Annotated in this window: 20 protein-coding genes; 8 read left to right on the forward strand and 12 right to left on the reverse strand. The window is 57.9% G+C overall.

Annotation, left to right across the window (positions count from 1 at the left end; all coding sequences use genetic code 11):
* The first annotated feature begins 28 nt into the window (after positions 1 to 28).
* The gene (rnhA, locus tag BLR08_RS19450; protein ID WP_072333700.1) at positions 29 to 688 is read left to right on the forward strand and encodes a ribonuclease H; all 660 of its coding nucleotides are present in this window, start codon (positions 29 to 31) and stop codon (positions 686 to 688) included.
* Between the two features lie 109 nt (positions 689 to 797).
* Here rnhA and BLR08_RS19455 read toward each other — a convergent pair whose 3' ends face one another.
* Positions 798 to 1451: a GGDEF domain-containing protein gene (locus BLR08_RS19455; protein ID WP_072333705.1), complete on the reverse strand. Its 654-nt coding sequence runs from the start codon at positions 1449 to 1451 to the stop codon at positions 798 to 800.
* A gap of 6 nt (positions 1452 to 1457) precedes the next feature.
* Positions 1458 to 2387, reverse strand: a complete 930-nt coding sequence (locus tag BLR08_RS19460; RefSeq protein ID WP_072333708.1) for a PAS domain-containing protein — start codon at positions 2385 to 2387, stop codon at positions 1458 to 1460.
* 126 nt (positions 2388 to 2513) lie between these two features.
* Here BLR08_RS19460 and BLR08_RS19465 point away from each other — a divergent pair, with 126 nt between their 5' ends.
* Together BLR08_RS19465 and BLR08_RS19470 are read left to right on the forward strand one after the other, a co-directional pair.
* Positions 2514 to 3461, forward strand: coding sequence for a helix-turn-helix transcriptional regulator (locus BLR08_RS19465; RefSeq protein WP_072333711.1), 948 nt, complete (start codon positions 2514 to 2516; stop codon positions 3459 to 3461).
* Between the two features lie 65 nt (positions 3462 to 3526).
* Positions 3527 to 4072, forward strand: a complete 546-nt coding sequence (locus BLR08_RS19470; protein WP_072333714.1) for a DinB family protein — start codon at positions 3527 to 3529, stop codon at positions 4070 to 4072.
* Between the two features lie 432 nt (positions 4073 to 4504).
* On the opposite strand, the gene BLR08_RS19475 is transcribed toward BLR08_RS19470, so the two are convergent.
* On the reverse strand, positions 4505 to 5344 hold the full coding sequence (locus BLR08_RS19475) for a helix-turn-helix transcriptional regulator (RefSeq protein WP_072333717.1): 840 nt from the start codon (positions 5342 to 5344) through the stop codon (positions 4505 to 4507).
* 158 nt (positions 5345 to 5502) lie between these two features.
* Here BLR08_RS19475 and pyk point away from each other — a divergent pair, with 158 nt between their 5' ends.
* Positions 5503 to 6921, forward strand: a complete 1419-nt coding sequence (gene pyk / locus BLR08_RS19480) for a pyruvate kinase (RefSeq protein WP_072333884.1) — start codon at positions 5503 to 5505, stop codon at positions 6919 to 6921.
* Positions 6922 to 6996: 75 nt separating this feature from the next.
* On the opposite strand, the gene BLR08_RS19485 is transcribed toward pyk, so the two are convergent.
* Positions 6997 to 7254, reverse strand: coding sequence for a hypothetical protein (locus BLR08_RS19485; RefSeq protein ID WP_072333721.1), 258 nt, complete (start codon positions 7252 to 7254; stop codon positions 6997 to 6999).
* Positions 7255 to 7431: 177 nt separating this feature from the next.
* On the opposite strand from BLR08_RS19485, the gene BLR08_RS19490 reads away from it, so the two are divergent.
* The 4 genes from BLR08_RS19490 (at position 7432) to BLR08_RS19505 (ending at position 14000) form a co-directional block, all read left to right on the forward strand.
* On the forward strand, positions 7432 to 8220 hold the full coding sequence (locus tag BLR08_RS19490) for an ABC transporter ATP-binding protein (RefSeq protein WP_072333724.1): 789 nt from the start codon (positions 7432 to 7434) through the stop codon (positions 8218 to 8220).
* Positions 8221 to 8223: 3 nt separating this feature from the next.
* The gene (locus BLR08_RS19495; protein WP_072333727.1) at positions 8224 to 9861 is read left to right on the forward strand and encodes a hypothetical protein; all 1638 of its coding nucleotides are present in this window, start codon (positions 8224 to 8226) and stop codon (positions 9859 to 9861) included.
* A 200-nt stretch (positions 9862 to 10061) separates the two neighbouring features.
* Complete coding sequence (locus BLR08_RS19500) at positions 10062 to 11813, forward strand: ABC transporter ATP-binding protein (protein WP_072333730.1); 1752 nt, start codon at positions 10062 to 10064, stop codon at positions 11811 to 11813.
* Positions 11814 to 11846: 33 nt separating this feature from the next.
* Positions 11847 to 14000 carry an ABC transporter ATP-binding protein gene (locus BLR08_RS19505; protein ID WP_072333733.1) on the forward strand — a complete coding sequence of 718 codons (2154 nt, stop codon included), beginning with the start codon at positions 11847 to 11849 and terminating at the stop codon, positions 13998 to 14000.
* 93 nt (positions 14001 to 14093) lie between these two features.
* Here BLR08_RS19505 and BLR08_RS19510 read toward each other — a convergent pair whose 3' ends face one another.
* From BLR08_RS19510 to BLR08_RS19545, 8 genes are all read right to left on the reverse strand, one after another.
* The gene (locus tag BLR08_RS19510) at positions 14094 to 15698 is read right to left on the reverse strand and encodes a sensor domain-containing diguanylate cyclase (RefSeq protein ID WP_072333736.1); all 1605 of its coding nucleotides are present in this window, start codon (positions 15696 to 15698) and stop codon (positions 14094 to 14096) included.
* A 160-nt stretch (positions 15699 to 15858) separates the two neighbouring features.
* Positions 15859 to 17790, reverse strand: a complete 1932-nt coding sequence (locus tag BLR08_RS19515; protein ID WP_072333739.1) for an S-layer homology domain-containing protein — start codon at positions 17788 to 17790, stop codon at positions 15859 to 15861.
* An 11-nt stretch (positions 17791 to 17801) separates the two neighbouring features.
* Complete coding sequence (locus BLR08_RS32145) at positions 17802 to 19193, reverse strand: MORN repeat-containing protein (RefSeq protein ID WP_143014420.1); 1392 nt, start codon at positions 19191 to 19193, stop codon at positions 17802 to 17804.
* 51 nt (positions 19194 to 19244) lie between these two features.
* Positions 19245 to 20015 (reverse strand): stalk domain-containing protein, encoded by a 771-nt coding sequence (locus BLR08_RS19525; protein ID WP_072333745.1) that lies wholly within the window; start codon positions 20013 to 20015, stop codon positions 19245 to 19247.
* Between the two features lie 191 nt (positions 20016 to 20206).
* Positions 20207 to 21406, reverse strand: a complete 1200-nt coding sequence (locus BLR08_RS19530) for a conserved virulence factor C family protein (RefSeq protein WP_072333748.1) — start codon at positions 21404 to 21406, stop codon at positions 20207 to 20209.
* Between the two features lie 272 nt (positions 21407 to 21678).
* Entirely contained in the window at positions 21679 to 22269 is a 591-nt protein-coding gene (locus tag BLR08_RS19535) for a guanylate kinase (protein WP_072333751.1), read from the reverse strand.
* 726 nt (positions 22270 to 22995) lie between these two features.
* The gene (locus tag BLR08_RS19540; protein WP_090586366.1) at positions 22996 to 24876 is read right to left on the reverse strand and encodes a DEAD/DEAH box helicase; all 1881 of its coding nucleotides are present in this window, start codon (positions 24874 to 24876) and stop codon (positions 22996 to 22998) included.
* Positions 24877 to 25033: 157 nt separating this feature from the next.
* Positions 25034 to 25741, reverse strand: coding sequence for a hypothetical protein (locus BLR08_RS19545; protein ID WP_072333754.1), 708 nt, complete (start codon positions 25739 to 25741; stop codon positions 25034 to 25036).
* Positions 25742 to 25760 lie beyond the last annotated feature (19 nt).

The following is a 25760-nucleotide window of genomic DNA, read 5'->3' on the forward strand; positions in this document are numbered from 1 at the left end:
CACTAGCAATTTAACAAGGAGGGTATTCGTGGCAAAATCGAAATGGTATGTCGTGTGGGAAGGCCATAAGCCTGGCGTATATACGACATGGGTGGAGTGCCAGCTGCAGACGAACGGGTACCCGCAAGCGAAATTCAAGTCGTATGAGACGGAGGAGGAAGCGCGGCGCATGTTCGTCGCGGGCTGGAAGAAAGCTTTCAGCGCATCCTCCAAGGCTGCGGCAGGAACCGGCGCACGCGGGAGAAGCGGGGGGGCTGCGAAGAGCGCGACCTCTTCGGAGGAAGCCGATCTGGACAGCCTTTCGGTCGACGTAGGCTGCAGCGGCAACCCGGGCATAGTGGAATACAAGGGCGTGTATACGCGCACGGGCGAGGTTGTGTTTCAGCATCCGCCGATCTCGCGGGGGACTAACAATATGGGCGAATTTCTCGCCATCGTGCACGGGTTGGCCCATTTGAAGAAGATAGGCAGCAAGATGACGATCTACAGCGATTCGATGACCGCCATCAGTTGGGTGCGCAAGAAGGCCGCGGCTTCTACGCTGCCGCGCGACGCTTCGACGAAGGAGATTTGGGAGCTGGTCGACCGGGCGGAGGCGTGGCTGCGCCAAAATACGTACCCGAATAAAATTCTGAAGTGGGATACGAAGGCTTGGGGCGAGATCAAGGCCGATTACGGGCGGAAATAAGAAGACGAATCAAGGCAGGCGTCCGGTATCGACCGAATGCCTGCCTTGATTTACATAAGAGCCACATGCAAGCCCGGGCGCCGGCTCCCCGCCCAAGCAAGCTCCACACTCAAGCGCCGCTACGATCGGCGGAAGGGTCCTCCTCCGATCGGCCAAGCCCTCGGCCATCCCCCCGCAGCCGTTGCTTGCGGGTATGCTTCACACGGTACATCGCCTTATCCGCGCTGCTCAGGAGGGTGTCGGCATCCAGGCCGTCATCCGGATACAGGCTTGCTCCGATACTCATGCCGATAGGAAGCTGCTCTTTTCCGTAAGGCACAACCGTTTGCGAAATGGCCGTCTCCAGCTGACGGATCATCGCATGGACGGATGAGAGCGAGGCGACAGGGCTCAAATAGATGACGAATTCATCGCCGCCCAGGCGGGCCGACATTCCAGCCTTGGCCGCCATCTCGCCGATGATGCGGGCCGTCTGCCGCAGCACCTCGTCTCCCGCTTCATGACCGTAACGGTCGTTTGTCTCCTTGAACTGATCGAGATCGACGAGAATGACGGCTAATTGATGTTTCTCGGCGTGGGCCAGCCGTATCGCATCCGTCAGCTTCTCGTAGAAGTACCTGCGGTTCGGAAGCCGGGTCAGCGGATCATGATAGGCGAGAAAGGAAATCTGCCGCTGAGACTCCTTCTGCAGCGTAATATTGCGGATGATCAGAATCGCATGCGGCTCATTGTCTACGGTTACATAATCGCCATCGATCAGCACATCCTCCTAATGTTTTCCGTTGCGAATCGTGGTCTCCAGCTCCCGGATAGCCTGTTTCTCACGCAATCTCTCGATCAGCTCGGCGCTTGCGAGGCCTCCAAGCCCGGTGCGGGCAAGATCGATATGATGGAACAGCTGCCTGGCGCTCGGGTTCGCCTCTCTTATCACTCCGCCGGGTCCAATGAGCAGGATAGCCGCCGGATTCAAGTGAAACAGCTTCTCATACCGCTGGTTGTTGAAATGCAGAAATTCATACTTCTTCATAGCATGCCGAAGCAGGAAACACCAGACGATCCCCCCGAATATGTAGGGATAAGGAGGCAGTATCTCTCCGAATCGGAAATAGCCGAAAACAGCGATCCACCCATTCGTCACGATCGAGGCGATGATCAGCTGGTTGAAGATAGCCCGGTGCTCCGGCGAGCGGGCTTGGGTTCTGCCATGGAACAGAACAGCCAATGACAGGAGGCTGACCAGAACGCTGGCCGTCAACGCGATATAATAAGGCATGTTATACACCGGCCACTTCCAAAGGCCGATTACGCTGAATTCATGAGCGGAAATAAATCGCTGCCTGCTTAGAAAAGACAAGGGCACGACGAGAAGCGGCGTATAAAAGAGATAAGGGTACAGCCACCTCGGCATAAGCTTGTCCATCCCGGAGAATTTGACGAAGAGATGGAAGCCCAGTCCCGGGATCGCGATGCCTACATTTGAAAACCACAAGGCCGACAGAAGGGGGCTGTAAGAAACTGGCAGCAGCTGCCGGACATACTCCTCCAGAAAAAGCAGGAAATAGCAGGCGATGATAAGGCTGACAAGACGATGCTCGGTTTTCTTCGGATTGCGCAGCAGCACATCGGTCCCCATGTAGACGAAAAACAGCATGGGCAGCAAATAAACGAGCAGGGGCAGCGCCGCTTCTTTAAAGGTCAAGCCAAGCCCTCCTTCCTGTAAAGCAAGTCCTTCTCCTCATTTTATTCGTTATGTCGCTATTTGTCGATTTGAGTCTTGACCAAAAATGGCCCGGATACAGAAGTTTCGGGAAGGGGAGTGTCAGTCATGAACAAAACGGACCGGCTGCTGGCTATCGTCCTCGAGCTGCAGCGAAAAGGAACGCTGCGGGCTGAAGATCTGGCCGCCCGATTCGAAACCAGCGTGAGGACAATCTATCGGGATGTTCAAGCCTTGAGCGAAGCGGGGGTTCCGGTTATTGGCGCTCCGGGAGTCGGCTACTCCTTGATGGAGGGCTACTTCCTGCCCCCTGTAAGCTTGACCGGGGACGAAGCCGTAACGGTACTGATCGGCATGGAGTTTGTCGAGCAGTGGTTCGATGAAGGGTATGCAGGTTATGCGCGGAGCGCCAGAGAGAAGGTCGAAGCGGTGCTGCCCGCAGCCATTCTGAGCGAAGCCAAGCGGACCGGCGCTGCGATGAGGCTGCTGGAAGCCGATGCCCGCCGAATCGGCCGAACCGAGCGGGCGTATATTCATGCTTTGCGCCGCGCTGTTTTGGAGGAGCGGAAAGTGGATTTCGATTACGCGAAAGGGGGAACCGGCGACTTGGCCAGCAGGCAGAGTCACCGCACCGCCGACCCGTACGGACTTGTCCTCGTCCGGGGAGCCTGGATACTGCTCGCGCGCTGCGAGCTGCGGCGCGAGCTCCGCCACTTCCGGCTGTCCCGGATGAGCAGGCTGAATGTTCGGGACGACAAGTTCGTCCGGCCGCCCGATTTCGAGCTGCAAACCTATCAGCCCGAGAATGACCGGCATCTGAAGGTCGTCCTCCGGGTTCAGCCGGAAATAGCGGATCGGGTCAAAGAAGCAGGGAGCTTCTATCTGACTGCGATGGAAGATGACGAAGCCGGCCTTCTGGTCACGCTGCATGTCCGGCAGCCCGAAGACGTGCTGCAGTGGGTCCTCGGCTGGGGGGCGGACGCGGAGGTGCTTGAGCCCGAATCGCTGCGCTGCCGGGTGCGCGAAGAAGCCGTCAAGCTTCTTGAACGCTACTGACATAATGCTGTCAGTAGCAGTCAGGTATAGTGGAACCAGACAAAGAAAAGGAGCTGGTTTTCACTATGCCTACCACGATGGACACCTTGCAGCGTTTGGAAGAAACCACGAAATATTATATTCAGCGCTTGGAGACTTTCAGCATGGAGCAATTGCTATGCAAGCCTGATGAAGAGGAGTGGTCGATCGGACAGATGTATATGCATCTGATCGGGGCTTCTCGGCATATGCATATCCGAAATATCGAGCTGTGTCTTGATCCGGAGGGAAGTCCTCTCACAGGAGAGGGAGAGAAAAGCGAAGCGGGCCAGGCGGTATTTCAGCAGGGAAGTTTTCCTCCTATACGTATCCGGGTCCCTGCTTCGCCGGCGTATACGCCGGCCCAGCCTGAGCGCAAGGAACAACTGGCGCAGGGCCTGGAGCAAGTGCTGGAGCGGATGAGGGAGCTGCAGCCATTAGTCGGACCGTCGGCTGCGCGGTATACGGTGGACCATCCCCGATTCGGAGGATTAAATGCCGGCGAATGGTTCAGGCTGGTGGAGATGCATTATCGTCATCATCTGCTTCAACTGGATCGCTTGACCGCCAATATGGCTGCCGCGCAGGGATGACAGTTCCTCCCGCACGATCGGTTATAGGCGCGGCGCAGCAGCCGAACCCGAGCCGCCAACAGATGAAAGCCCTGCAGACTTCGCTGCAGGGCTTTCTCGTGGGAGTGCATGATTACTTGAAAACTTGTTATCTAAGCAATTTTCCAATTGCTAGGGTACTTTACCGGACAGGAAACGAAACCATTTTAAGCGTTTCTTCCTCAACGTGGTTTTCATGATTACCATCAACCTTTCGGATTGCCTCCGCCGTTTGATTTATATAATCAGCACTTCCCACTTGCCTATGATTACCCCTTCCTTGTCCGGGTGAAACAGACGAGCCCGTATTTTTTATGAAAATACGATCGGGACAGCCCTCTGCTCATGATGACCCTGCCCGGCTGTCATCACGCGAGGCCGACCGGCTTATATGGCCTCGCTCAACGGCTGGTCTTACGTCTGCGGCTCCTCCCGTTCCTTCATATAGAAGCTCGGGGGGTTGCCCGTCATGCGGCGAAAGATGCGGTGAAAATACGAGACATCGGCATAACCGACGTATTCCCCGATATCGCTCACGGTCAGGCGGGAGTGGCGCAGCATGGCGATAGCCGTTTTGATCCGGACGGCATGCACATAATCGCTGATAGTCTCTCCGGTTACCTGGCGGAACAGGGTGGCGCAGTAGTTTGGGCTTTTGCCGGTGACGGCGGCCAGCTCCTCCTTGGTTATCTTGCGCCGGTAATGCTGCTTGATATAAGCTCGCATATGCTCCGCAAGCTGATGACGGGCCGACGAATGAGGGCCGCGGTCCAGCTCGCGGTTCAGCAAAGTCAGCGTCTCCAGCAGCAAGGCTTGCGCCATGACCTCGTAATAAGGCAGGCGCTCGGTCCAGTTCCGATGCATCAGCTGCAGACGGCTGAGCAGCAGCTCCGAGGAGCCGGGGCGCAGATGCACGAAGCTTGCCAGCCGCAGCAGCGGCAGCGCCGGAGGCTGGTCCGGGCCGGACGCGGACGGTTCGGCGGGAGCTGGAGACGGTTCCGGGAGCCGGGGTTGAAAGGTGACGACGTACTTTTCATGCGACAGAGAAGGGATGCTCTTGCCGTAAAAGCGTACGCCGGCCGGGATCAACAGCGCATCTCCCTTTTCCAGCAGCGCCTTCTCTTCCTCCAGCCAGTAGACGCATTTCCCGTATCCGATCAGAATAAGGAACCAGCTGGCTTCGCGATTTGCGCCGCTTTCCTCGAACCAGGGCGTGGACCCTGCGTGATGGGTGACCGACTTCATCCGGAGCATATAGCACCGCCTTTGTTTCAAGTCTCATGTTCTTGATGATCATACTATAATACAGGATAAGGACTATAATTCATAGTCAATAAGGTCTCCCGGCAGTACAATGACATCGACAACCTGAGCGTGAAGCCTACTTATGGAGGGAAATGAAGATGTTTAAGCTGCCGAAAACTCGAATTGTATGTACGATGGGACCCGCCTGTGATCAAGTGCCGATGCTGAAGGAAATGATCCGGGCGGGCATGAATGTGGCCAGGCTCAATATGGCGCACGGGGATTTGGACGAGCAGCGCCAGCGGATCGTGAAGGTGCGCGAAGCGGAGCGGGAGACGGGCAGACCGATCGCCGTGCTGCTGGATATCAAGGGGCCGGAGATCCGGATCGGCAAGCTGAAGGATAGCTCATATATGCTGGAGACCGGCAATCGTCTGACGCTGACGACCGAACAGATCGAAGGCGACGGGGAGCGGATCGCGGTCAATTATGCCGAGCTGACCCGGGATGTGCGTCCGGGCTCGCGCATCTTGCTGGACGACGGGCTGATCGAGCTGGCGGTCGAGACGGTGGAAGGCACGGAGATTCATACCCGGATTCTGAACGGAGGCTTGATCAAGCCGCGCAAGGGTGTCAACTTGCCCGGCACGCATACGTCGCTGCCCGGCGTAACGGCGCGCGATGTGGAGCATATCCGCTTCGGCGTGGAGGAAGGGGTAGATATTGTCGCGGCTTCCTTCGTCCGGAAAGCGGAGGATGTGCTGGAAATCCGCCGCTTGCTGGAAGAGCTGGGCGCGGGGCATATTCAGATCATCTCCAAGATCGAGAATCAGGAGGGCGTCGACGAGCTGGATGCCATTCTTGAGGCGTCGGACGGGCTTATGGTCGCACGGGGCGATCTCGGCGTCGAAGTGCCGGTAGAGGATGTGCCGCATATTCAGAAAATGATGATTCACAAGTGCAATCTGGCCGGCAAGCCCGTCATTACCGCTACGCATATGCTCGATTCGATGCAGTCGAATCCTCGTCCGACCAGGGCGGAGGCCAGCGACGTGGCCAATGCGGTGCTCGATGGCTCGGATGCCATCATGCTGTCGGGCGAGACGGCGGCAGGGAAATATCCGCTGGAGTCGGTGCGCACGATGGCTTCGATCGCCAGCCGGATGGAAGATTCGCTCGACTACCGCGAGCTGTTCGTGAAGAAAGCGGCTTTGCAGCAGACGAACATCACCGAAGCGATCAGCCAAGCGGTCGTCAGCTCCTCGCTGGAGCTGGAAGCCAAGGCGATCGTGACGCCGACGGAGAGCGGATTTACGGCGCGGATGGTGTCCAAGTACCGCCCCAGCGCGCCGATCGTGGCGGTCGCTCCGGATGAGCATATAGCGCGGCGTCTTAGTCTGGTATGGGGCGTAACGCCGATTGTCGGAGGCGCTGTGCGGACGACGGACGAGATGTTCGAAGGCGCCATCGCCAGCGGCAAGGCCGCCGGCATCGTCGAATCCGGCGACCTTGTTATCGTGTCGGCGGGCGTGCCGATCGGCAAGTCCGGCTCCACGAACCTGATCAAGATCATGCATGCCGAGTAAACGGATAAGCCGGCATAAACAAGCGCCGCTCCCTGGATGGGGGGCGGCGCTTTGCGCACGTTGCACGAGTGCGGGCTAATCCTCCTGCTCCTGAGTGCCGATGTTCAGATGCATCCGTTTCTTGGTGTTGGGCTTGGTGTCCTTGTACATATCATCCTCCTGGCTTTCCAGGGCGAGGCTCGTCAGCTCCCATTCGGTCTGGCCCATGACAGGATCAAACGGGAATTCATCCCCGCGCTTCAACGTTTCCTCGCGGCCCCACTCGTTCTCATAGATGCCGTCGGTTTCAACTTCCTCGCCCGATACGGGCTGCATGTCTTTATGGTTGGCCATAAGTCGCCTGTCTCCTCCTTCTAGCTTGCGATACGCCCGTTAGTATACCCGTCCGGGTCTGCCCATTATCCATTCCTTTGCCAATCCGTCCGCCCCCGGAGGCGTGTCCGCCGGTTCGCGCTTCCTGACATGGGCGTGCTACAATATGGATATCCTTGTCAAAGAAGGTGAAACCAGATGGAAGTTGGAAATAAGCCTGTTTTGTCTCTGAGAGATCTGAGAATGAAATATGAGGACCGGTATGTGCTTAAAGGTATCGATCTGGATGTATACCCCGGGCAAATTATCGGGTACATAGGCCCGAACGGAGCAGGCAAGAGCACGACGGTCAAGATCATGCTTGGACTTGTTCAAGGCTATACGGGAGAAGTCCGGATATTCGGACGGGATATCGCAGGTGGCGATGTCGGTTATAAAGGAAGGATCGGCTACGTGCCCGAGGTGGTGGAGGTCTATGATAATTTGACGGCCCGCGAATATTTGACCTTTGTCGGGGAGCTGTACGGCCTGGATGGGGACAGCGCCGATAGGAAGGCGGAGCGGCTGATGGGGATGTTCGGGTTGGCGTCCAGCTATGACGACCGGATCGCCTCCTTCTCCAAGGGCATGCGCCAGAAGGTCCTGCTGATCTCGAGTCTGCTGCATAACCCGGATCTGCTGTTTTTCGACGAGCCGTTAAGCGGATTGGATGCCAACAGCGTGATGATCGTGAAGGAAATCCTGACCCAGCTCTCGGCCCGCGGAAAAACGATCTTCTATTCTTCTCACATTATGGAGGTCGTGGAGAAGATCAGCAGCCGCATCGTGCTGCTGCATGACGGTCAGGTGGCTGCGGACGGAAGCTTCGAGGAGCTGAAGGAGCAATCCAGAGAAGGGACGTTGGAGGATATATTCAATCAGCTGACCGGCTTCCACGAGCATAAGCAGATCGCCGAGCAGTTCGTCTCCATCGTACAGGAGGACTGACCGATGAGGGATTTCCGCACGCTGCGCCTATTGGACCGGCTGCGTCCGGTATTCGAGAGGCTGAACGTCGATTATGTCGTCATGAGAAAGATTTTGCAGGTGAAGCTGACCATGGACCGCCGCAGGGTGCCGACCTTGTATCAGGCGCAGAATAAGAAGGCGGGGAAGCGGGACGGCGAGGAAAATTACTTTCTGAAATCGCTCTGGATCTATATCATCATGGGGCTGCTTACCGTCCCCTTCGTTGTGATCGGCGACCATTTTATGTTCCAGATGCTCCTCGTGTTCAGTGTGCTGATGTTCATGCTGATGACCTCCATGATCAGCGACTTCTCCGCCGTGCTGCTCGATATCCGGGACAAGCCGATTTTGTTGACCCGACCGGTAAATGCCCGTACGGCCACCATGGCCAAGGCCGTTCATATCGCCATCTACCTGAGCTTCCTGACAGGGGCTCTGACGATCGGGCCGCTGATTGCGGGCGCCGTCAGACACGGCATCGGCTTCGCGGCGATATTCGCGCTGGAGATCATCCTGATGGATGTGCTGGTTCTTGTTCTGACGGCATTGGCATACCTATTTATCCTGCGCTTCTTCGACGGGGAGAAGCTCAAGGATATGATCAATTATGTGCAGATCGTGCTGACGGTCATGATGTCGGTCGGCTATCAGCTGGCCGTCCGGTCTTTCGAATTCTCCGACATGCTTCGTATCGAGTTTTCCCCGGCCTGGTGGCAGCTGCTTCTGCCGCCCGTCTGGTTTGGGGCGCCGTACGAGCTGCTGCTGCATGGCAGAGGAGAAGCATACACCGTGGCCTTCTCCGTATTGGCGCTGGTTGTCCCGCTGGCGGCGCTGGTGCTTTACGTCCGGCTTATGCCCGCGTTCGAGCGCGGACTGCAGAAGCTGTCCCATCAGGGCGGTACCCGCAGGCAGGGGAAGGGCGGCTTGATGGATCGGGCAGCGAAGCTGGTGTGCCGGAGCAAGGAGGAGCGCAGCTTCTTCCGGTTCGCCGCTTCGATGATGAGCCAGGAGCGGGAGTTCAAGCTGAAGGCATACCCTTCGCTGGGCTTCTCCATCGTGTTCCCGTTCCTGTTTCTGCTGAACGGGCTGCGGGGGAACGAATGGGCGGAGATTGCGGCGGGACGCTCGTATCTGATAATTTATTTTACGATGATCGTGATCCCGACGGTCGCCATGCTGCTTCGTTATTCCGGGACTTATAAGGGGGCATGGCTGTTCAAGGCCGTTCCTTTGGCCAACTTGGCTCCGGTATTCAAGGGAACGCTGAAGGCGTTTCTGATCCGGCTGTATTTCCCTGTCTATGTGATTGTCGGAGGCGTATTTGCCGTGCTGTTCGGCGCGCGGATCATCCCCGACCTGATCGCGGTTCTGCTGGGCTCGCTGCTGTATACGGTGCTGTGCTGGCTGATGCTTGGCAAGCGAATGCCGTTTACGGAGCCGTTCAGCTCGGGCTCCGGCGAAGGGCTGAAGGTGCTGCCGCTGCTGCTTCTGCTGGGCGCGTTTCTGGGTGCACACTTCGCCGCAACCTGGCTGGCTTACGGGGTGTATCTGTATATGGCGCTGCTGCTGGGGCTGAACGCGCTGGTGTGGAGCAAGGCGTTCAACCGGGTCCGGCTGTGACGGAGGGGCTTCGCTGGCGGGCGGCGGCCCTATCCAGGCCAGGGCCGGGAGCGGGGAGAATAATTGCGAATTAAAAATTCGCGTGGCAACTCACCCATATTATGGTATAGTACAGCTTATGGGAACAAATGATCCTATAAGGCCGCTTTGATTCGGAGCCGAAGGCGGCCGGAAGGGACAAGGGAAGGAGAATATCCCTGATGGTATTTATCAGACAATTAGCCTGGTTTTTCAGCATTCGCTGGAAATGGTACGTGCTGGCCATTGTCCTCATGTCCACGGTCAGTGTGCTGAACATTATTCCCCCCAAGATGATCGGCACCATTATTGACCAGATCCGAACGGGAACGCTGAGCGCGGGCGAGCTGCAGAGCAGCGTGCTGACGCTGATCGGCCTGGCCGTGCTGCTTTATGTGATGACTTACATATGGATCACGACATTGTTCGGCAATTCCTCGCTGCTGGAGCGGATGCTGCGCAGCAGACTGCTGTCGCATCTGATGCGCATGACGCCGTCCTTTTTCCATCGCAACAGCACGGGAGAGCTGATGGCGCTGGCCACCAACGATATTGTGGCGATCGGGCAGACGGCGGGGTATGGCGTCATGACCTTGGCCAATACGATAGTGGGCACGCTGGTGGTGATCATCACGATGGTGTCGACGATCAGCTGGAAGCTGATGCTGGTGTCGCTTATCCCTCTGCCGTTCGTATCCCTGCTGATCGGCGTGCTTGGCAAGCAGATGCGCAAGCGTTTTATTGCGGCCCAGGCGGCGTTCGGCAAGATGAATGACCAGGCGCTGGAATCGATCTCCGGCCTGCGGGTTATCCGCTCTTATGTGCAGGAATCGCACGACCTGGAAGCGTTTAAGCAGGTAACGGAAGACGTCATGGAGAAAAACCGCCGCGTAGCGATTATCAATGCGCTGTTCCATCCGGTCATCTCGTCGATTGTGGGCCTGAGCTTCGCGATCGGCAACGGGTACGGGGCTTATCTTGTGTTCTACAGCGAGCTGACGCTGGGACAGCTTGTCTCGTTCAATATTTATCTGGGCATGCTGATCTGGCCGATGATCGCTTTCGGGGAATTTGTCAACGTGCTGCAGCGCGGCACGGCTTCCGTCGACCGTCTGGAGAAAAGCTTCGCCCAGACAGCGGATGTCCGTGAGCCGGCGGAGCCGATTGAGGTCGCTGTTCCCGATTCCATCGAGCTGCGGTCGCTGACCTTCCGTTACCCCGGAGCCGCCTCCGACAGCTTGAAGAACGTATCGCTGTTTCTGGAGCGGGGACAGACGCTGGGCATCGTCGGACGGACGGGCAGCGGGAAGAGCACGCTGCTCAAGCAGCTGCTGCGTTATTACCCGGCGGAGCCGGGGACGGTGCTGCTGGCCGGGATACCGGTGGAGCGGCTATCGATCCAGCGCATCCGCAGCTGGATCGGGTATGTGTCGCAGGAGCATCTGCTGCTGTCCAAGACAGTGCGCGCCAATATTGCGCTCGGCAAGCCGGAGGCGACGGATGAAGAGATAGCCCGCGCGATCGCGATGGCCTCGTTCACGGAGGATGTCCGGCATCTTCCTGAAGGACTTGGCACCATCGTCGGGGAGAACGGAGTCATGCTGTCCGGCGGCCAGAAGCAGCGGGTGAGCATCGCACGGGCGCTGCTGACCGATCCGGAAATTTTGCTGCTCGATGATTCGTTGTCGGCTGTGGACGCCCGGACGGAAAGCGCCATTCTCCGCAGCATTCGCTCGGAGAGAGCGGGCAAAACGACCCTGATCGCGTCGCACCGGCTGTCTGCCGTTATGCATGCCGATTGGATCGTAGTGCTGGAAGATGGACGTATCGTGGAAGAGGGCACACATGAGCAGCTCATGCTGCTGGGGGGCTGGTATAAGGAGCAGTTCGAGCGGCAGCAGCTGGAGGCGAACTTGCTCGACTCGACAGGCTGAGCATGCAGGAATAAGAAAGGAGGAGCATGATTGATGGAGGAAAACCCGAAGGCCAAGACGCCGGTATTGCGCCGGCTGCTTCGGTATACACTGCTTTACAAGTACCGGATAACCGCCGCGCTTCTGGTGCTTTGCCTGGCCGTGGGCGCGGAGCTGGCCGGTCCTTATCTGATGAAGACGATGATCGACCGGCATATCGGCAGCATTGCGCTTCCGTGGAAGCATTTCGGCGCTGCTGCCGGAGCCGGACTGCCCGCCGAGGTGAAGCGGATCGAGTTCGAAGGCGATGTGTACGTCCGCTCGGACTGGATGAATGCTTACTTGGAAAGTAGGTCGTGGGAAAGCAATCCTTTCAGTGAAGGGGCCGATGCGCGAGTCGTACAGCTCGGACGGGGGATGTATGTGCTGCAGACGCCGCCTGGCGAGGAGCTCGTCTGGACGCTGGAGCGGGAGGCGGAGGCCGGGGGCCTGGCTGTGCTGAAGGGCACCGCACAAAATGGCAGCGTGCAGGAGCTCAGCGCCCGCAAGCTGACAACGGGCGAATCCGCCCGGTTTTACCAGCATGACATCATGCCTGCCTTCGGGCTGCTGGGCATTTATATCGCGCTGTTGTTCACCGGCAGTTTGCTCCACTTTGCGCAGAGTTACACGCTGCAATCGACCGCCCTGCGCATGATCCGGCGGATGCGGATCGATCTGATGACGCATATCCAGAAGATGCCTGTCCGGTATTTCGACAATACGCCGATCGGGCAAGTTGTGTCGCGGATAGCCAATGATACCGAGGCGGTGCGCGATCTGTTTATCAGCTTTATGGCCACATTCGTTGTCAGCTTGATCACGCTGCTCGGCATCTATATCGCATTATTTATCCTGGATGTGCGGCTGGCGCTGCTCACGCTGCTGTTCCTGCCGCTGTTCGCGGTCGTGATGACCGTGCATCTGAAGTATACGAAGAAATACGTTTCCGTGATGCGCGCGCGGCTCAGCGACATGAATGCGATGATCAGCGAGTCGATTGCGGTGATGCCGATCATCCAAGCCTTCCGTCAGGAGAAGAACCGGATGGAGGAGTTCGACGCGCTCAATCAGGACCGCTATATCAACAATATTAGGAATATGCGCGTATTTTCGCTCTCTTCACGGAACTTCACGGGGCTGGTCGGCGCTTTGTTTACGGCCTGTATCGTCTGGTACTTCGGAGGGCAATCTCTGCAATCCGCCATTTCCTTCGGGGTATTCTATGCATTCATCGATTATTTGGGGCGATTTTTCCAGCCGATCATCGGCATATTCGATCAACTGATGAACGCCCAGCGTGCGATCGTATCTTCGGAGAAAGTATTCCAGCTGCTGGATGAGGACACGGCGGAAGCAGCCCATGCGCCGTCGGAGCCGGAGGAAGTGAAAAGGCCCGAAGGCCGGGTTGTATTCGACAAGGTAACCTTCGGCTATAAGCCGGGGGAGCCGGTGCTGCGCAATATTTCGTTCGAAGCCAGCAAAGGAGAAACCGTGGCCCTCGTCGGGCACACCGGATCGGGCAAAAGCTCGATTATGAATTTGCTTCTGGGCTTCTACGAGCCTACGGACGGACATATCCGGATCGATGATCGCGATATTCGCGAGATTTCGAAGCAATCGCTGCGCAAGCATATGGGCATCGTGCTGCAGGACCCCTTTCTGTTCGCCGGCGATATCAAGTTTAATGTCAGCCTGTACAATAAGAATATCACGGCGGAGCAGGTGCGCCAGGCGCTGGCCGATGTCGGAGCGGCAGGCTTTATCGAGCAGCTGCCGGGCGGATACGATGAGCCCGTCGTCGAGCGGGGCAGCACGTTGTCCGCAGGGCAGCGGCAGCTGATTTCGTTTGCCCGCGCGCTGGCCTTCGATCCGGCTATCCTCATTCTGGATGAAGCGACTGCGAGCATCGACAGCGAGACGGAGGGACTTATCCAAGAGGCGCTTCGCGTAGTCAGCCAAGGCAGGACGACCTTTATTATCGCTCATCGGCTGTCTACGATCCGGGAAGCCGACCTCATCCTGGTGCTGCACCGCGGAGAGATCGTCGAGCGGGGTACTCATGAAGAGCTGATGCAGCGCGGAGGAAGGTATTATCATATGTATCAGCTCCAGGCGGGAGGGGCGGACGGAACCGCCACATCCGCTGCGATACAGGCTCATGGATAGGTTTGAAGGGCGGTGATTCCGCGGCTGGCCGGGTCCGGCCGGCTCGCGGAGCTGCCGTGAACGCGAAGAGAGGGGACGGACGCGGCGCTTGATTCATCGCTCCGGCGGATGCGGTCTTCCGTGTACGACGACCCGGTTCCTGCCGGACTGCTTCGCTTGATACAGCGCGCGGTCGGCGAATTGAAACAGCTCTTGAATGTTCGAGCTGTCGGAAGGGAAGCCGGCTACGCCGATGGAGACGGTGACGGGCTTCCCCGTAGGGCTGACCGAAGCAGCCATTGAGCTGCGGATTTGCTCCGCGATCCGATACGCTTCTTCCCTGCTGGTATCCGGCAGCAGGATGACAAACTCCTCGCCGCCGTAGCGGCAGCAAATATCCGTCGGCTTCGTAGCCGCTCCCATCCTGGCGGCCAGCATGCGCAGCACCTCATCCCCTGCCTGATGCCCATAAGTGTCGTTAACTGCCTTGAACCGGTCGATATCGAGCGTCATCATGGCGAAGGGCCGCCGTTCCTTGACCCACAGGCCGGTATATTGGTCCATCGTCCGCCGGTTGGTAAGGCCGGTCAGCGGATCGATCTTCGCTTGGGCGGCGTAATGCTCGGCCTGATCCTGAAGACCTTGCATCGCCAGCATGGTCGTTTTGTTTAACTGGTTCGCTTCATAGTTCCAATGGCTGCGGAACGGAGGCTCGCTGACCCGCTTACCCTTGGAGATTTGCTCGGCTGCCTCCGAAAGCACGGTAAAAGGAACCGTCAGCAACCGCGCTATTAATATCACCACCAGCAAAAAAGTCAGCCAGAACGGCAGCGAATACATCGCTTGACGCTTGACGGTATTTACAGAAGCTTGATAAATGCCGTCATACGGGGATTGGACGATGATGCCCCAGCCGGTTCCCTTCACAGGCGAATAGCCGGCGAGAAAACGGTTTCCTTGCGTATTGATGACATCCTCGCTTCCGTACAAACCTTGTTTGACCTTCTGTACGACCTTGTTGCTGCTTACATTGTCGCCCAGCCGTTCGGTCTCAGGGTGATAGATGAGATGGCCGGCCTGATCGACCACATAGACATACGATCCCGATTGATGGGCGGCAGTGTTGCCGAGCACGCTATTCAACACATTCGACTCCTGCAAATAGATGCTTCCGCCGACCAGTCCGAGAAATTGGCCGGTGCCTTGATCGAAAATCGGATAAGTCATCAGCATGATCATACGATTGGTAAGCCCTCGGTAAGGCTTCGATATATAGGGTTGCTGCAGGAGCGACGGTTCGGGAATAGCTTCCGCACTCAGCCGCTGGCCGACGATGCCGACGGCTGAGGGGGATATCTGTTCGACGATTCCGTCGCTTCCAAGCACGAAGAGCGAATTGAAATGTCCCCCGGTATCCCTCAGCAGATCGAGCTGCTGCTGCAGCGCCTGTCCATGCTCCCGATGCTCCGCGAGGTAAGCGGCCGTTGTTTTCAGACTGACATTCATAGAGTTGATCATCGAATCCAGCGTTGCGCTCATCTTGGCCGCCGCCTCCACATTAAGGGTAAGCGTAGTCGAGGACAAGGATTGCAGATCCGAACGAAAGCCTACGAACGTTTGTATGCAAGTCGTGCCTAGCATCGAAGCAATGACCAGTCCGATGATGAGATACACGAGACGTATTCGTCCGCTACGCCAATTATGCAGTCGCCATCTCATTGGTGCATCGCTCCTTTGTGTCATAAATAGCAGAACTGCTTATGATAGTGGACAACTTCATCTAGTATACTATATTCCTATTTCGACATTTTGCTTGTGAAATATTAGCCAAAAGGCTGTCCCTCTTATCCAAAGAAGGACAGCCTCGGTGATTCAAAGCTTATGGCCGCGGAATCTCCTTGTTCATCAGCCGGTAAAGCACAACGAGTGCTTCAGCCCGGGTAGCGGTTTGTTTCGGATGGAAGGCGCCGCCCGCCGCTCCGTTCATCAATCCGACGGCGTCGGCCAGTCGAACGCTTCGCAAAGCCCAGTCTGCCGCGTCACTTTCATCGCTGAACCTGGAGCCGGGCGGGAGTAAAATATCCTGCTGCCGAATCTTGGTCTTCAAGCTGTAGGCACGCATCATCATCGCGGCCATCTGCTCGCGGGTAATGGTAGCCTGGGGGAGGAACGAGCCGTTGTCCAGTCCTTCGATCAGCCCTGCCGATACCGCCTTCGCTATGTCATACCGGTACCAGGCGTCCGCCGGAACGTCGGGGAACGGAACAGACGCCGTCTCCTGCAAATTCATCGTCCGGGAGAGCATCGAAGCGAACTCCGCCCGGGTGACTTGTTCATCCGGCGCAAATTTTCCTTCGCCTACTCCGCCTGCGATCTGTTTGGATGTCATGATGGAGATGTAGGACTCCGCCCAATGCCCCTGAATATCACTATAAGACCTATTCTCCTCGAAAACGGCAATCAACCCGAGCGTATCGGTCTGAAATTCGAACCGGTTGCCCTTCTTCAGCTCCCCGCCCAGGAAAACCCACGTATGAGCAGGCTCATCATACCGGTAAGCGCCCAGCTTTGAGGCTTGCGTGATGCTGAGAGGGTCCAGCTTCAGCGCGGTCGTCATCGGACGAGCCCAGCGCGCCGTATCTTCACCGACCGACTCCAGGCCCAGCTCGAATGCGCCGATCGTACGACCAGCAGACGAGGGCCTGCTGGTCCATTCCTTGCGGGCAGTCAGGTCGACGGGCTTTACTGTCAGCAGTACGGAAGCGTCCGCCGTGCTTTGCGGGAGCGCCAAAGGCTTCAGCGAGATATCGACCTCGTTGGTATGAACGAGCAGCGTTTTGTTGTTGGCGGCTGCCGCTCTCCACAGCTCGGACAGCAGCTTGACTTCCATATAGGGACGGAGCTGGCTGGCTGTGCCGTCTACGAGCACAGCTTCGTTATTGGCTGCGGCCAAGGCCGATTGATAGGGTGCCAGCGCGATGTCGAGCTGCACTTTCTTCACGCCGAACGGTTCGGTGAGCCGGTCGGTGCTTGTCTTGGCAATGGGCTGCACGTCGAAGGTGCCGCTGCTGCCGCTCGGCATCGGGTGGCTGGTTGGGCCACCCCGCTTGATTGTGATTGTGTAGGCCGTAGAATTGCCGTTCTGGGCGACCACTGTGATGACAAGGCTTGTTTCTCCGGTTGTCAGCGGCTTCTTGTTGCTGACTGTCGACCCGTCCGGGAAGGCTTGACCGTTGAATTGCAGTGTCGCCTTATCCTTATTGCGTACATAGGCGGTGACATAAGCGTATTCGATCGGATAGTCGATATACAGCGTGTACTCGGTTGTATTCGGGCTAAAGGACGGGTACATCCGTCCGGGACTGGCGGACAGGCTGCCCAGAGAGTCGTCGGTAGCGCCTGCCTGACGGTTGATCTTAATTTCGTATTGTCCCCGCTCGCCCAAAAGCGATACGTTGATGGTAATCGTATTGCTGCCGACCTCCAAGGAGGTCGTGAAGTTGTCGTTCCAGCCCACGAGCTTGCCGTTGATGGTGACAGAGGCCTGCGAATCCTCGGATCTCGCCCACAGGCTAATCTGCTTGACATCATAAGGGACGGAGATGGAGTAGTTTCTCTCGTCCGGATTGAATCCCAAGGCCAGCTCAGGGCTGGTGTAGAGCGCGGCCAGCTTCGGACCGTAGGCGGCGGCGCTGACGGTAACCGTGTCTTTATCCTTGGAGCCGGCGGCGGCCTCGGCGGGGCTGCTCCATCCAAGCGCAGCGAAGACGAGCAGCAGAAACGCCAGCCATGGGATAGGTTTGTAACTCATGCGGCCCCTCCTTATTGAGATTTCTCTTTTAGGTCCTGCAAATATTGGCTCAGCGTTTTATCGTCGCGGAACTCCCCTTGGTAGAAAGGCGTTTTGCCATCGGCGCCGAACAGCTTGCCGTAGCCGTGCTTCCAGTCGTTCTTGAATTGGCCTTCGTAGGTTAAGAGTCCGTTCTCGGAATACAGACGGCCGAAGCCGGTTTTCTTCCCTTTCTTGAATGTGCCTGCAAAGCGCAGCGTTTCGAAAGCATCAAACATCTCGCCTTCGCCCTCTTTGAGGTCGGCTGCAAACGGACCTTTATAAACCAGGCCGTCCTCGTAGGAAGTACCGGTGCCTTCACGCAAGCCCTTGCGGAACTCCCCGTCATACACCAGCTTATTGTCCTCGTACAGCTTGCCTTTGCCTTCACGCAAGCCCTTGCGGAACTCTCCTTCATAGATCAGCCAAGCGAGACCCTGCTCTTTGTCCAGCGACTTGGGTCCGGTGTCGTGTTTATAGTCATGCACCAGCATCACAGAACCGTATCCATCCGGGAGCCCGTCCACGAAATTGCCGTAGTGGCGGTAAACCGCAATCTGCTCGGTTTCTTTGTCAGCGGCAAACCGGCCTTCATACATGAGCAGAGAGGAGCTGCCCGTAAAATCGGAGCCTGTATACGACTTATCGTATGTGTAGCGGCGGCCCAGTCCGGAGCGCTGGTCTCCCGACCATTCTCCCTCGTAGGCGAGAATGCCGTTTTCATAACTCTTGCCGCGGCCGCTTCGCTTGCCGTCGACGATCTGCCCCTCGTAGACGAGCTTGCCCTTTTTGTCAAAGAGCTTGCCTTCGCCAGTCATCCGGCCTTGGACGAATACGCCTTCGTAATAGATGACCGTATCCAGCAGGGATCCGAGCGCTGAAGCTATATTGACGCCGGAATCGTAATAAAGAACGCCAGCTCCATGCGGTGTTCCATCAGCCAGCTTGGGACCCGTGTGGAGGTATTTGTCGCCTTCGGCGATCTTGATGCCCTTGCTGTAAGTAACCTGCCGGATCTCTGTCGTCTCCAACGCCTGAGCGATCAGCTCGCCGTTCTCGTTTTCTTTGGCCCAGTCCTTGTCCGATACCTTGTAAGCAAGGCCTTCGCCGTCCTTCTTGTCATTGCTCCAATTGCCCAAATACTCCAGCTTGCCTGAGCTGTCAAACGACTTTCCGGTGCCTGAACGGACATTGTCCGCCCACTGGCCTTCATAAATTTTGACCGGCTTATCGGTTTTGCCGGTTTGAGCGCCTGTCGCGCTGCCCGCCGCTTCACGGGTTGCTTTGGCGAAAGCGACGCCCATGCCATGCTGACGGTTCTGTCTCATCTCGCCGGAGTATACGAGCTCGCCCTGCTCATTGTAGACATGTCCGGCGCCTTCCATCAAACCGTTGACCCATTCGCCATCATAACGGGGCTGACCGCCTGCGCCGTACTAGGCGCCCTTGCCCGTCTGCTGCCCGCCGCGGAAATCTCCTTCATAGACGGAGCCGCTGGCCAAATACAGCTTGCCCTTGCCATCCGGCCGGTCGTCGGAAAAGCCGCCTTCGTACCGGAGCTGGCCATTGATGTACAGCTTGCCTCCGCCGTTGAGCTTGTTGTGGCGGAAGCTGCCCTCATACCACAGCTTGCCGTCCAGATACAGCTTGCCTTCGCCATGCCGGAGGCCATCCGAGGTTTCGCCCTCATAGCTGAGCCGGGTATAGCCGTAGCTCAGCGTTTCCTGCACCGAGGCGACGAAAGAGGGCTTGACATACAGGGTGGAAGTCAGAGAACTCCACTTCAGCTCTTGGCCGAGCGTCTCCATGACAGGCTGCACGGGCATCCATACTGTCCCGTCACGCATGACCGAAGCATCGCTTAGCACGAAGGAGTGACCGTTCACGGTCCAGGCAGCGCCTCCCGGCTTATGCTGGACGGTCGCATCCTGAAGCTGGGCGAATAATAACTGTTCCTCTTGTTTCCAAGTGACCGTATAGCCTAAAGCCTCGAGCACCAGCCTGGCCGGTGCAAACAAAGTAGCTCCGCTTGCTCCGCCGAGATAGAATGGGACATCTCCTTGTACCGCATTGCCGCTCACGACAAGCGACGGTGAGGCAGCGGCCGCTTGAACGGAAGACCCCAGGGAGACAGGGAGGGCCGGGGATAGGCATGGAACGGCAAGCGTGGCGGCCGTTAGTGACAGCAGGGCAATCGTTTTGCGCAAGAACATCTCTCTCCTTATGTAAAAGTCCGTGTGTGTCGAATCATGTAAAAAATCATACCAGCGGCATGAGTCTCTGGCCGCATCTCCTTTTCTATTATATCAGCATTCGAAATAATCGAATATGACAGTTTCATAAGAATTGGAACGAAAAAAACCGCAATATCCGGTCCGGATACTGCGGAGCGCAGGGGTCAAGCTTCGTTCCGGCGGGTCATCTGCTGCCAGACGGAACCTTCGGCCGCATGTCCCCCCTCGATTCGTTCCAAGGCTATGCGGGCCTGCATCCTCACTTCGAATTCGGGATCCTCCGCCGCTTGCTTCAAGGCGGGCACCGCTTGCTCATCCCCGGCTTCATACAGGAAGCGGGCCGCTCTCCAGCGCACCAGCTTGTTGGCGTCGCCGAGCGCACCGATCATCGCTGCCTGGGCGGCAGGGTCGCCAATATCCGACAACGTATCGCCGGCCGTACGGCGGACGGAAGCCGATTTGTCCTGAAGGGCGCGATACAGGTAGGGAAGCACGACCGGGTCCTTCAAATCGCCCAGATATACCGTCGCCAGCCGCCGGACCGCCGTCTGCGCATCGTCGAGCGCCAGAATCAGCAGAGGCATCGTCTCGGCGGAAGGCTTAATCTGCTCCAGCGCCGCGTATCGCAGCTTCCAGTCCTCCGAGCGAAGCTGGCGTTCGGTCTCCTCATAAGAAAGCGAGCGGCGCGCCGCAGCGGCTACCTCTTCCGCACCGGCAGCCAGTTTGCCGGAGGCGGCTTGAGCGGCCAGCTCCTCCAGGCGCTTATCGTCATAGGAGGCGTCAAGCTCCTGTACGATGGAGTCGAGCACTTCATCGAGCTCGCCGTACCTTGTATCCCACTCCTCAAGCGACCTTTCCTTGATCAGATTAGGCGAGGCTGACGCCGCCCGGATGGCGGCCTGCGTGAAGCGCTCCGGCATGGCGGCCCGCTTCTCCTCATCGCCTGCCGATACCCGCACCTGAAGCGGGATGCCGCGGAAATGCTGGAGCTTCACGCTGACTTCGCCGAATGCGCTTAGCGGCGGCTGGGAATCCGGCAGGCCGTCTGCGCCAGCCGCTTCGGAATTTGCGGCCTCGGCCGCGGGCTTGCCTCCTCCGGGCGTCGCCGCTTCCCCGAGAACACGTCTGGCTCCGGCCAAAATATGCTGCCAATCTCCCCTCGGCGTGCGGTCCAGCGCGATGAAGTCGCTGGCATGGTATAAGCTGCGGACGCCTTCTATGGCGAGCAGCCGGTTGTACGGCTCCGGCGCATCCGCGGCCTGATCCTTGGTATAGGTCAAACGTGTGGTGTCCGGGAGCTTGGCGTCGAGTGTAATTTTCATCGTGTTAGGGCTGGGGGTCGGTTCAATAAATAGGATCGCCATAGCGACGGTTAGCCTCCTTTGCTCATATCAATATGAATGTGTCTGCAAGCATCCCGTCGAACACCCTGAATGGGCAGGGAGTCGGTCGGGTTTTCGCTTCGCAAGTTGCTTGCTTCCTGTCTTTATTTAGAATTGGCAATTTGCCGGATAAGCAATCTTATCTAGGACAGAAAGCGCGAGACGGGATAGCCGCTCGAGATGAAAAAGACCGTCTGCGCCGGAAACGGGCTGACGGTCTTGCTTCCGCTTCCATTTGGTGCGCGAAGCGCATTCTAGTCCAAATCGAGCAGATTGCGGTGCAAATAGTTGTCGTCGAGCGCCTTCGTGAGATCGAATACCGTATGAGCGAGATCCAGATTCTCGAAGGCGTGCTCACAGGAATCCTTGTAAGCCATCTCTTCTTCATAATGGGACATGTATCGCTCGATCATATCCGGCGAGTCGCCGCGTTCCTGCTCGCGCCGCTGCACCGTATCGCGATCCGCGTAAATGAAAATGCGCACCGCACGGTCGCCGTATACCTTCTTCAGCGTCTCTGCGCCGTACCGGTTCAGAACCAAATATACCGCGCCATGCTTCTGCAACTGGTCGACCACATCGGCATCCTTGATTCCGTACCGGTTGCCGTCGATCTCGATAACCTCGATAAATTCGTTCCTGGCTTCCGCCTCCGCAAAGGTTGCAGCCGAAACAAAATGATAATCCTGCCCGTCTACCTCGGATGAGCGGGGAGGGCGGGTCGTGTACGAAATTACCTGCTTGATTCCCAGCGTACTGCCTGACATCTGAGCGACCGTTCTGCGTCCTGCCCCATTGGGGCCAGTGAATACAAATATGAGTTCTTGATTGTTCAGTTCGTACATAGAAACCCTCCCTCGATAGTGAAGTGCAGTTCCTTGCCGATTGCTTACCCTTCATATTACATGAGTTCTGTTTTCTGGTAAAGGTTTATGGCAAACTGTACGGGAACGATTCATCTTTTCGAGATGGCGTGCGGCAGCTGTCGGAGAAAAGGACGGAAAGTAAAGAGGGCGTCGTCGGAGCGGGACTGCTTATTGGAGGACAGTTCAGAGAACCCTGAGTAATAACGGAAAAATCGTGCAAAGCGGTCTCGTATAGCTGGCAAATGGAGGATTTATGGGGGAAACCGGATAATAGGCTCCGAACGTGCGATCGAGGTGGAGGATTTGTGTGGAAAACCGGACATAATGCTCCGGACGTGCGCTTGAGGTGGAGGATTTGTGTGGAAAACCGGACATAATGCTCCGGACGTGCGATCGAAGTGGAGGATTTGTGCGGAAAACCGGATAAAAGGCTCCGGACGTGCGATCGAAGTGGAGGATTTGTGTGGAAAACCGGACATAATGCTCCGGACGTGCGCTCGAGGTGGAGGATTTGTGCGGAAAACCGGACAGAATACTCTCGGTTTACGGTCGAAAGGGGATATGCGTGGAACATTCGTTACTACTTAGGTCTCCAGGGGCAGAGGAGTCCTAAGCAGTAACGAGTATCCTGTCATTTTTTAAACGAGGCTGACGTTGCGCAGAGAGCCAGCCACTTGGCATATGCGGCCAGTAGGTCAGAGGCTTCTACCGCCCGCGTCGTCCGCCGGGAGGCCGACTTTGCTGCCGCTTGCCGCCCGATGCGCCGCGCGGCTGCTGCCGGCCGCCCTTCGCTGCCGGCTTGCCAGGCGCGCCGCCGCGCCCGCGCGGTGCGGCGCTGGCTCCGCGGCCAGCGCTTGAGGCGCGTCCGTCCTGGCGGGGACGCGCTTCCTCGCGCTCGCCGCCGAAGCGTGCGCCAGCATTTTGCCCGCCCGGAACCGACGGGCGGCCCGAGCCTGCGCTGCCGCGGGCGCGCAGCTGGGTGAAGCTCTTCGTTTCGCGCTCCGCGTCGAAACGAGAGCTCGCTTCACCCAGCGCTGCGCGCCCGCTCGCACCGCGCCCGCTTGCGCCACGCTCACTCGCGCCGCGCCCGCTTGCGCTGCGCCCACTCGCGCCACGCCCGCTCGCACCGCGCCCGCTTGCGCCACGCCCACTCGCGCCGCGCCCGCTTGCGCCACGCCCGCTCTCGCTGCGCCCGCTTGCGCCACGCCCGCTCTCGCTGCGCCCGCTTGCGCCACGCCCGCTCGCGCCGCGCCCGCTCGCGCCACGCCCACTCGCGCCGCGCCCGCTTGCGCCACGCCCACTCGCGCTGCGCCCGCTCGCACCACGCCCGCTCGCGCCGCGCCCGCTCGCACCACGCCCGCTCGCGCCACGCTCACTCGCGCCGCGCCCGCTCGCGCCGCGCCCGCTTGCGCCACGCTCACTCGCGCTGCGCCCGCTCGCTCGCTCGCCGCCAGCGCTGTCCGGCGCCGGCTTGCCAGCCCGCTGCTTGGGCAGCGTCGCTTTGATGCCGCGCTCGATCAGCTCGATATACTCGGCGTCGCGCGGAGCGGCCAGCGTGATGGCTTTGCCGGTTTGACCGGCGCGACCGGTCCGGCCGATACGGTGAATATAGTTTTCCGCGTCGTGCGGGATATCGTAATTGAACACATGCGTGATGCCTTCGATATCCAGACCGCGGGCAGCCAGATCGGTAGCGATCAGCAGCTGGATCTTGGCATCGCGGAACCGCTTCATCACCTGCTCGCGCTTCGCCTGTGTCAGATCCCCATGCAGCTCGTCGCAGGAGTACCCGCGCTCGGCCAGCTCGGCTCTAAGCTTGCCGGCGCGGAGCTTCGTCCGGCAGAAGATCATCGCCAGGTAAGGGTTCTCGTCGTCGATCAGCTTGCAGAGCGTGTCCAGCTTGCCGCGGTCGGTCGTCTGAATCAGCAATTGCTCGATGCCGTCGAGCGTAACCCGCTTGGCTTTTACTTCGACTTCAAGCGGGTTGCGCATATAAATTTTGGCCAAGTCGCGGATGCGCTGCGGCATGGTGGCCGAGAACAGCAGCGTTTGGCGTCTGGACGGGGTAACCGAGATGATCTCCTCCACCTCGGGCAGGAAGCCCATATGAAGCATCTGATCGGCCTCGTCGAGCACGAGAATGGACAGCTTATGCAGAGCGACCGATTCGCGGCGGATATGATCCAGCAGTCGGCCCGGCGTTGCTACAATAATATGCACGCCGCCTTCCAGCTTGCGCAGCTGCCTCTCAACATCTTGTCCGCCGTAGGCAGACAGCACGTTCAGACCCATCAGCGGCGCCCAGCGCTGCACTTCCTCCGTAATCTGAATGGCCAGCTCGCGGGTCGGTGTGACGATCAGCGCCTGCACATGGGATTTGGAAGGGTCCGCCGTCTCCAGAATAGGGAGGACGAAGGCCAGCGTTTTGCCTGTTCCCGTCTGAGCCTGAGCGATCAGATCGCTGCCGGATAATATTGTGGGGATAGCTTCCTTCTGAATGGGCGTCGGCTCCTGATAGCCGAACTTCAGCAGAGCCTCAGACACTTGTTCGCTTACGCCTAGTGAGGCAAATTCGTTTTTCTTCATTATAATATCTCCTAAATCGCAAATTTTGCACGAGCGGGTGCGCTCAAGCCGCTTCGATATGATTTCTACTTATTAATAATGCATTCTACAGCATGCAGGCATAAAAAGAAACTGCCAGGCGCCGCTCAAGGCCGCGCATGTGCAGTTTCAGAGTTGGTTATTCCCGGCCGTTCGCCTCCGCCTGATTAGGGATGGTCGGCTCCGTTCCGAAGGTGCGCTCCATCAACTCAATGAATGAATTTTTGTACGGCTCCAGAGACCGACCCTGCCAGCTTTCTTGAGCCATACGGTTGAATTCATTCACCACGATGCGGTTGGCCGAGATATAGACATCGGTGACGCTTGGCTGCAGCAAACGAATTTTCTCCGCAATTTTCTGCTTGAACAGATGGGACAAATGCTCGTGATGCATCTCCGTTTCGGCACCGCTGCTGCCTGAAATCAGATCGTCCGGGTTGGCATTGTCGCTTTGCGGGGTGTAAGGATTATACAAACCTTTGACCAATCCGTAATTATTAGTCTCCGTGCCCTTGATATCTCCCCCGCGCGTCCCGCTGGCCGTGCTATCGATCGTAATGGCCGTGTAGGCGATATTGTCGCCCATCATTACGATGGCGCTGTTTACCCCGTCCATCGCCGCCACTTGATCGGATAAAAATTGATTCATCTCCAAATTGGCTATTCGATGGCTGACGGGAGCGTGCTGCTGAGCGGTCTGGTAAGCGCGCGAAGTGTCTTGTCTGGGCTGATCGCGTTTGCTGCCGTAATTGTTCGCGCTGTTGTAATCGTACTTGCTGAAGCATCCGGTCAAGAAAACGCAGCCGAGGAACACGGTTATGACGGGTATCGTACGAATCATTCGCATGGTGGCTCATGACCTCCCT

The sequence above is a fragment of the Paenibacillus sp. cl123 genome (genome assembly GCF_900101595.1).
GTDB lineage: Bacteria > Bacillota > Bacilli > Paenibacillales > NBRC-103111 > Paenibacillus_G.